This is a genomic window from Pseudomonas sp. 2995-3 (assembly GCF_002742565.1).
Taxonomy (GTDB): Bacteria; Pseudomonadota; Gammaproteobacteria; order Pseudomonadales; family Pseudomonadaceae; genus Aquipseudomonas; species Aquipseudomonas edaphica.
Window position 1 is genome coordinate 1 of sequence record NZ_LJSB01000045.1, and the last position, 317, is coordinate 317.

Consider the following 317-nt stretch of genomic DNA (forward strand, 5'->3'; position numbering starts at 1 on the left):
ACACGTGGAATTCCACTTTCCTCTCCTACACTCAAGTCCCCCAGTTTCCAATGACCCTCCACGGTTGAGCCGTGGGCTTTCACATCAGACTTAAGAGACCGCCTGCGCGCGCTTTACGCCCAATAATTCCGGACAACGCTTGCCCCCTACGTATTACCGCGGCTGCTGGCACGTAGTTAGCCGGGGCTTTCTGGTTAGGTACCGTCAAGGTGCCGACCTATTCGAACGGCACTTGTTCTTCCCTAACAACAGAACTTTACAATCCGAAGACCTTCATCGTTCACTCGGCGTTGCACCGTCAGGCTTTCGCCCATTGC

At 54.6% G+C, this 317-nt stretch carries 1 rRNA gene; it reads right to left on the bottom strand.

What is annotated here, in order from left to right:
- Positions 1 to 317 (bottom strand): 16S ribosomal RNA (locus tag AOA62_RS01740); the annotation flags it as partial.